6 protein-coding genes are annotated in these 5,701 nt (G+C 41.0%); all 6 read right to left on the reverse strand.

The window, feature by feature from the left end; translation table 11 throughout:
* Window positions 1-572, reverse strand: a 572-nt coding sequence (locus BIY37_RS12975) for a DUF1156 domain-containing protein (protein WP_143299100.1), incomplete at its 3' end; no start/stop codon positions are given.
* On the reverse strand, window positions 542-952 hold the full coding sequence (locus BIY37_RS00100) for a HEPN domain-containing protein (protein WP_070065820.1): 411 nt from the start codon (window positions 950-952) through the stop codon (window positions 542-544). The genes BIY37_RS12975 and BIY37_RS00100, both read right to left, overlap by 31 nt.
* On the reverse strand, window positions 936-1,274 hold the full coding sequence (locus BIY37_RS00105) for a nucleotidyltransferase domain-containing protein (RefSeq protein ID WP_070065821.1): 339 nt from the start codon (window positions 1,272-1,274) through the stop codon (window positions 936-938). Before BIY37_RS00105 ends, BIY37_RS00100 begins: the two co-directional genes overlap by 17 nt.
* Before the next feature lies 1 nt (window position 1,275).
* Entirely contained in the window at window positions 1,276-2,250 is a 975-nt protein-coding gene (locus tag BIY37_RS00110; protein WP_070065822.1) for a hypothetical protein, read from the reverse strand.
* A 158-nt stretch (window positions 2,251-2,408) separates the two neighbouring features.
* Window positions 2,409-5,027 carry a hypothetical protein gene (locus BIY37_RS00115; protein ID WP_070065823.1) on the reverse strand — a complete coding sequence of 873 codons (2,619 nt, stop codon included), beginning with the start codon at window positions 5,025-5,027 and terminating at the stop codon, window positions 2,409-2,411.
* An 81-nt stretch (window positions 5,028-5,108) separates the two neighbouring features.
* A partial coding sequence (locus tag BIY37_RS00120) for an adenosylcobinamide-GDP ribazoletransferase (protein ID WP_070065824.1) occupies window positions 5,109-5,701 on the reverse strand: 593 nt, incomplete at its 5' end.

The raw sequence follows: 5,701 nt of genomic DNA on the forward strand, positions 1-5,701 counted from the left end.
TTATCTCCGCCAGCATTTGTCCAGTAGAAAATGTGGGTAAAGATAAGTTTATTAAAGGGGACATCGCTGCTTGCCCCACAGCAGGGGCACTCGGTTTTATAGTGGCTGAGGAGTTCCTCTTTTACCGATTTTCCCGTACAGGTCTTGCGCTCCTCAAGTCTTTTAAATGCATCCCTGAGCCTGTCAATATCAACCGGTTCTACCTCTGTCCTTACGATAAACCAGGCAACGGGATTTAAATCAATACCCGTCACATGGCAACCGAGACGCAACGCCTCGACAACGGTTGTGCCGCCACCCATGAATGGGTCAAGAATCTTTACGCCGTTTGTATCGGGATCATTGGTATGGTCTTTGTAAAACTCCTCCATGATGTCTGTGCCGGCAGGCTTCATGGAAGCCAGGAGTATCGCCCTGAATACGCAGGACGCCCTGCGGGCAAACCATTTATGCATTTGATAAATTGGTTTAAAGGCATTGCGTTCCGGCACAGCCAGCCTATTAATTTCGACAATGGGAAATGAATCTTCTATTGCACGCATTAATTTTTCTTTATGCATTTCCCTGCCCATATTACAATTTTTTCTGCAAGTTGTAGTGCATCATCCACGTCGTGTTCGGTTATTTCATCCCAATAGCCAGGGTAACGGGCTTCAACGGCATATGGTGTCAAAATGCCAGCATCCAGAATCTCTTTTGGTATAGAAATGCCGTTCTTATCAAGGATGTCAACGAGTTCTTCCAGGTCATGTGTCAGGGGGAAATCAACCTTATAAAAGAGAAGAACAGCTTTAATGGCCTTTTCTGCTGCCTGCTGGGCATGAAAACAAATTTGCTCATGCAAAACTTTACTACTATCCCGTCCAATTTGGGCAAGCGTCAAATCGCTGCGGGCATGGGTTACCCACTCTTCAGGAGAAGCTGGCAAACGTCCTTTATCTGGAGGACTCATAAACAACCTTTCCGTATCTTAAAACTTCTCTATAAATCAGACCAGGGACATTTGCTAATTCTTCCAGTTTGCTTTCTGGCACAACCAGGATATCCATGGACATAATAATTCCCTTCAATGCACGGCGAATGCGTATACTTTCTCTCCGTGTGTTTTTAATATCATCACCTGTTACCACGAGAATATCAAGGTCACTGGACGTGTGCATATCTCCACGTACAAAAGAACCGAAAAGAATTATTTTTCGGGGATGGCTCGTCTCAATAATCTTACGGATCACTTTCTGAACCTTTTGAGGAGTTATTTCCCATACTACACTCATATCACACCTCCAATACAATCCATGGCGTCAGCATTTCCATCAATGACAGACCTCCATGCTTATATAATTTCGCTGCTGCCTCTCCGGTAGACCTTGTTTTTACGCGCCCTTTGACCATTGCAACCTGTCTTTTGGCATTTATTAAAATATCATCTGATGGTGGGGTATTGGGGTTTTCCTTGAGATAAACATATCTGTCATTTCCGAAGTATTCGTTCAGTTTTTGCGTCTCCTGGCTACTTCTCACAAAATCCATTCCTGTGCCAAAGAATATATAACCATGATCACTGGTAATGATGATCTTGTTTTTCCCCTTTATCTGTTGCACAGTATTCATCCATGCCGTTTCAAACTGAATGTGGATATTTTCAAAGTGATAGTCAAATCGCGCTCCGCTATCTGTATATGTATTGTCAGGAAATGCAGACCAGATAAGCAATGCATTGTTTTCATGTATATTGCCGATGCTTTGCGTCGGGCTTCCTGAATACAGAGCGGTAATTCCCCTTTCTGTGAGTTCCCTTCTGCCAACAAGCTGTGAAGGCCCAACGCCTGCGCATTTCAGTTCACGTCCTATAAAGTTCATCGTTTCGCTGGGTATAGCGGCATGAGAATAGCTTGTTTTCTCAATTTTGAAACCAGATTTTTCAGCAAGTTTTATCATAATAGGAATCTCACGCAGTGAAAGGCCATCAAAGACCACGACAGCAGTTTGGCTGTCAGAAAGAACGTTGAATAATTGTTTACTCATATCTGACGGTGATAACAATTCTTCATAAATTCTGTCAGTCGAAGCTGCTATCAGGGTCTCAAATCTGTTGACAGACTCTTCGCCTTTTTTGAGATATTCTATGGGACTGACTGCGTGATAATGCGAGGGGCTCCAAATTTCTTCTGTAAGCCATTTCGTAATCCATGGTAGCCTCGGCCCTGCATTGGTTAGTTTTTCCAGTAATGAGAGATTAAAATTTTCCAATCAGCCACCCTTTTTATTTACTTCGTAACACTTTAGTTTTTTTGAAAAATTCCAGTAATGATGCGATTATCGTACCCTGTAGAGGCAATTCATGAATTGCCTCTACATATTGACACTAAGGCATTTTCAGCTATTGATTTTTTCAAAAAACTAAAGTGCTACTTTACTTCTAATGTTATATCCACAGAATAATCCGCACCCGGAATCGATGGAAGGGACTCGATCTGTTGTTCTATCTGGGATTTTGAGAATCGGCCGGTTTTTGTAATGGCTATTTCTGCCGTAACATCTCCCTGCCCGCTGAGATTCCCCCTGATCGATCCGGGAAGTGTGCTTAAGTCTCCAATGTTAGTTTTTTGATAAAAAAGCTTATACACAACCGTTGTTATGTCTGCGTCCTGATATTGCTGTAATCTGGAAGCAGTTTCCTCCCTGAGTATACCGATGCTCGTTTTGGGAGGTATTTTTAAGGAAATGCTTTCTTTTTTAGGACAAATACATGTTTCCTGACCACATTTTTGACAGATAATAGATGGAAGTGGGGGTTCTTCGCATTCACAGGTCTTTTGTCCGCAGCGTGGACAAATTTGTGGCGGAACAGCTTGGGATGGAGGCTGTTGTTCTGAAAATGGAGAAATAATCTTTGCGTTGAAAAGCTCTGTTTCGGAAAGATCCGGATTTCTCCTGCAATAATTACCCCTGCTGTGTTGTATCCCGATAGTCGCTTCCTTGCAAAGTTCACGAATTGCTGCTGAAACCGCACGAACGTGCGCTGGAATAGGAAAACATAGTGTTGTCCTGTATACTGCATCAATATCCTTAACAGATTTTTCTTTTATATATTCAAGTCGTGATTCGAGATGTTCCTTGATCGTCAGCAGGGGGAAAAAATCCTGACTAAGGGATTCAAGCACCTTATCTTTTGTAAATTCTTTTGGCAAGGGCTCAAGTTCGATTTGGTCATCACGTGCATTTTCTCCATATTTTATCCAATGAACAAAGACCAATCCTGCCCTTTTAATCCGTTCAATAATGAATGATTGATCTGCCCTTGCTATCCTTTCAAAATCAGACTTTTTGGAAGTATTTCGTGTCCCTTCTGCAAGGTTTTTCGCAGCGATTACCCTTGTTGCCCACTTTAAAATGTCTCTGTCGGATAATAATTGAAATTCAGCATCCCTTGGTTCAAGTACCAATATAAGGTTTCTTACGTCCATACCATAATAAATATTGTGCCTTTCCTCCCGGGTCAAACGTCGTCCGGTAATCACATATCGCAAGCGGTTTTTTTCAAAGTCGTTGAGGAGTCGTTGTGTCTGTTCTACAGATTCAAATACAACCGTACTTGATGTCTCCCGGAAAATTTCAGATTTCACAAGTTCTATAATAAAATCCTTGGCGGCATCTTTGTAATGAAGAGACCGATATTCAACCCTGGCTTCTGGTTGTTCTTCAATATCAAAGAAGAATCTGTCTCCATTGGTATGAAAATAAGAGGCATATTTCTGGAAATTCATTATCGCCTGGTCAAATGCATTAATATCTATCCCCGGAGAAAGAATATCCATTAAAAGCTTATTGCGGGAACATCCTTTTTCTGATTCAAACCCGGTAATTGAATAAAGGAGAACGGCAGAAGCGAATCGGTTAGCTATCGGGATTTTTGATCTGAGTTCGTCCATATTCTCGATTGCACTGTTTATAAGGTCTCCTCCGATATCCAAATCTCTCAGCATGATAATATTCGCCTTGTCTTCCAAAGAGGCATCGGCAGGTGTGATGATGTCGTTTGTGCTATGAGTGAGCTTAACAAGATTTCCGAGAAATGAAAGGGCGCCTCTCACATTCTGAAAACCGCCTCTAGCCGGTATCTTTTTTAAAACAACATCTATCAACGATGGAGAAAACGGATAGGTCTCATGAAATCTGTTTTTTAACTCATCTGCATCCAAAGAGATATGTTTTTGCCATATGTTTCCATAGCTATCGATAACAGGAGAAACAGATTCATTATTGAATTCCAGGTAATTTTCAAACAAACGGTGTAATATTACATTGCACTGGTCTTTTGTACTATCAAACTTAACTATAAATGGTTTGACCCGTTTCAGAGTACTTCCCGGTTCTTCTCTGTCACCATAAATGCTTGCAAATGTCGTGACCTGCTTCGATCTGTTACTGAACTCGGAAATCATCTGTAAAAAGGCTATATTTTGTGCCTGAATAGCAGGATCAGCGATTACTTTTATACCTTGTTCAAGTTCGTCAAGAACAAGAATAAGTTTATTATCACCAATAGCTTCTTTAAATTCAGGCAGGCTAAGATGGATTATTTTATCCGGGGCTTTTTTACCAAGCTTCTTATATATCAATTCCCAAACATATCTATACGGAATGTCGGTAAATTTATTTATAATAACAACGATGTCATCAGGGAGAACGCAATTGAGATTATTACGCTTAAGCCACTTTTGTGCAATGTCAATATGACTGAAAAGATTGTAAATGAAGAGGAGGATGTGTGATTTACCACTTCCTTTTAAACCTTCGAAAAGGAACAATCCCGATGAATTTTTCTTTGTTGAGAACCTTACGTTTATTTGTTCAATAACTTTCAGAATATCTGATGTTGGATACGTGAGGCTGAAAAACAATTCGGGGTCAGCTTCTATTTTTTTTGCATTTTGGGAAGTTAAATTCGCCAAATCGATAATCCCTTCAATACCCTCTTCAGAGATAGTTTCTGATCTCGGTCTCAGATAGGATGAATAACTCATAGTATTCTCTATTTATGTTAAGGAATTTCACCCCCCCCGTAAACGCGGGGAAACAAAGGGGTAAGTCGCCGAATGCCTGCTTTAAAGTTTACCAAGTAGCAAAAGGCTCAATAAAAACACCAGTTCTGTAACCTCATTGGTGGCGCCCAGGGTGTCTCCTGTCATCCCACCAATTTTCTTTTTAATATACCAAATCCAGCTAAGAGTGAAAATAATTATTATCGTAATTATCACAAATCCATACAGATGATAAAAAAACCATAATAAAAAAACAGGAAACAATGACGCATAAAATACCTGCTTGCGTGTTGTGCCTCTCGCGATAAAAAGTCCGGTACCTGATTCATTTCTGGCATATATTGATAACCCTGCGGCACAGACCTGCGCCCATCTTCCTACAACGGGCATCAATATCAATGCAATGCACTTATTTATTACGACAGGTGAAATGAAACACGAAACATATTGTGTAGAAACATTAAAAGGAGAAAACCTGGTCACCGCGATTTCTCCAATGCTCAACAAACTTATGTATTTGAGTCCGAGCAAACCAATCAGTCCGATAGCCCCAAAACTGCCAATGCGGCTGTCCTTCATGATTTCCAGGCGTTTTTCTTTGGTCCAGCCACCCCAAATGCCATCACAGGTATCGGCAAATCCATCAAGGTGCATTG

Origin of the sequence: Candidatus Brocadia sapporoensis (genome assembly GCF_001753675.2) — a bacterium.
Taxonomy (GTDB): Bacteria; Planctomycetota; Brocadiia; order Brocadiales; family Brocadiaceae; genus Brocadia; species Brocadia sapporoensis.

Bases quoted from the DNA above. Each gene is read 5' to 3' on its own strand.
- BIY37_RS00100 (WP_070065820.1), bottom strand. From the start codon at position 952: ATGAGTCCTCCAGATAAAGGACGTTTGCCAGCTTCTCCTGAAGAGTGG.
- BIY37_RS00105 (WP_070065821.1), bottom strand. From the start codon at position 1,274: ATGAGTGTAGTATGGGAAATAACTCCTCAAAAGGTTCAGAAAGTGATC.
- BIY37_RS00115 (WP_070065823.1), bottom strand. From the start codon at position 5,027: ATGAGTTATTCATCCTATCTGAGACCGAGATCAGAAACTATCTCTGAA.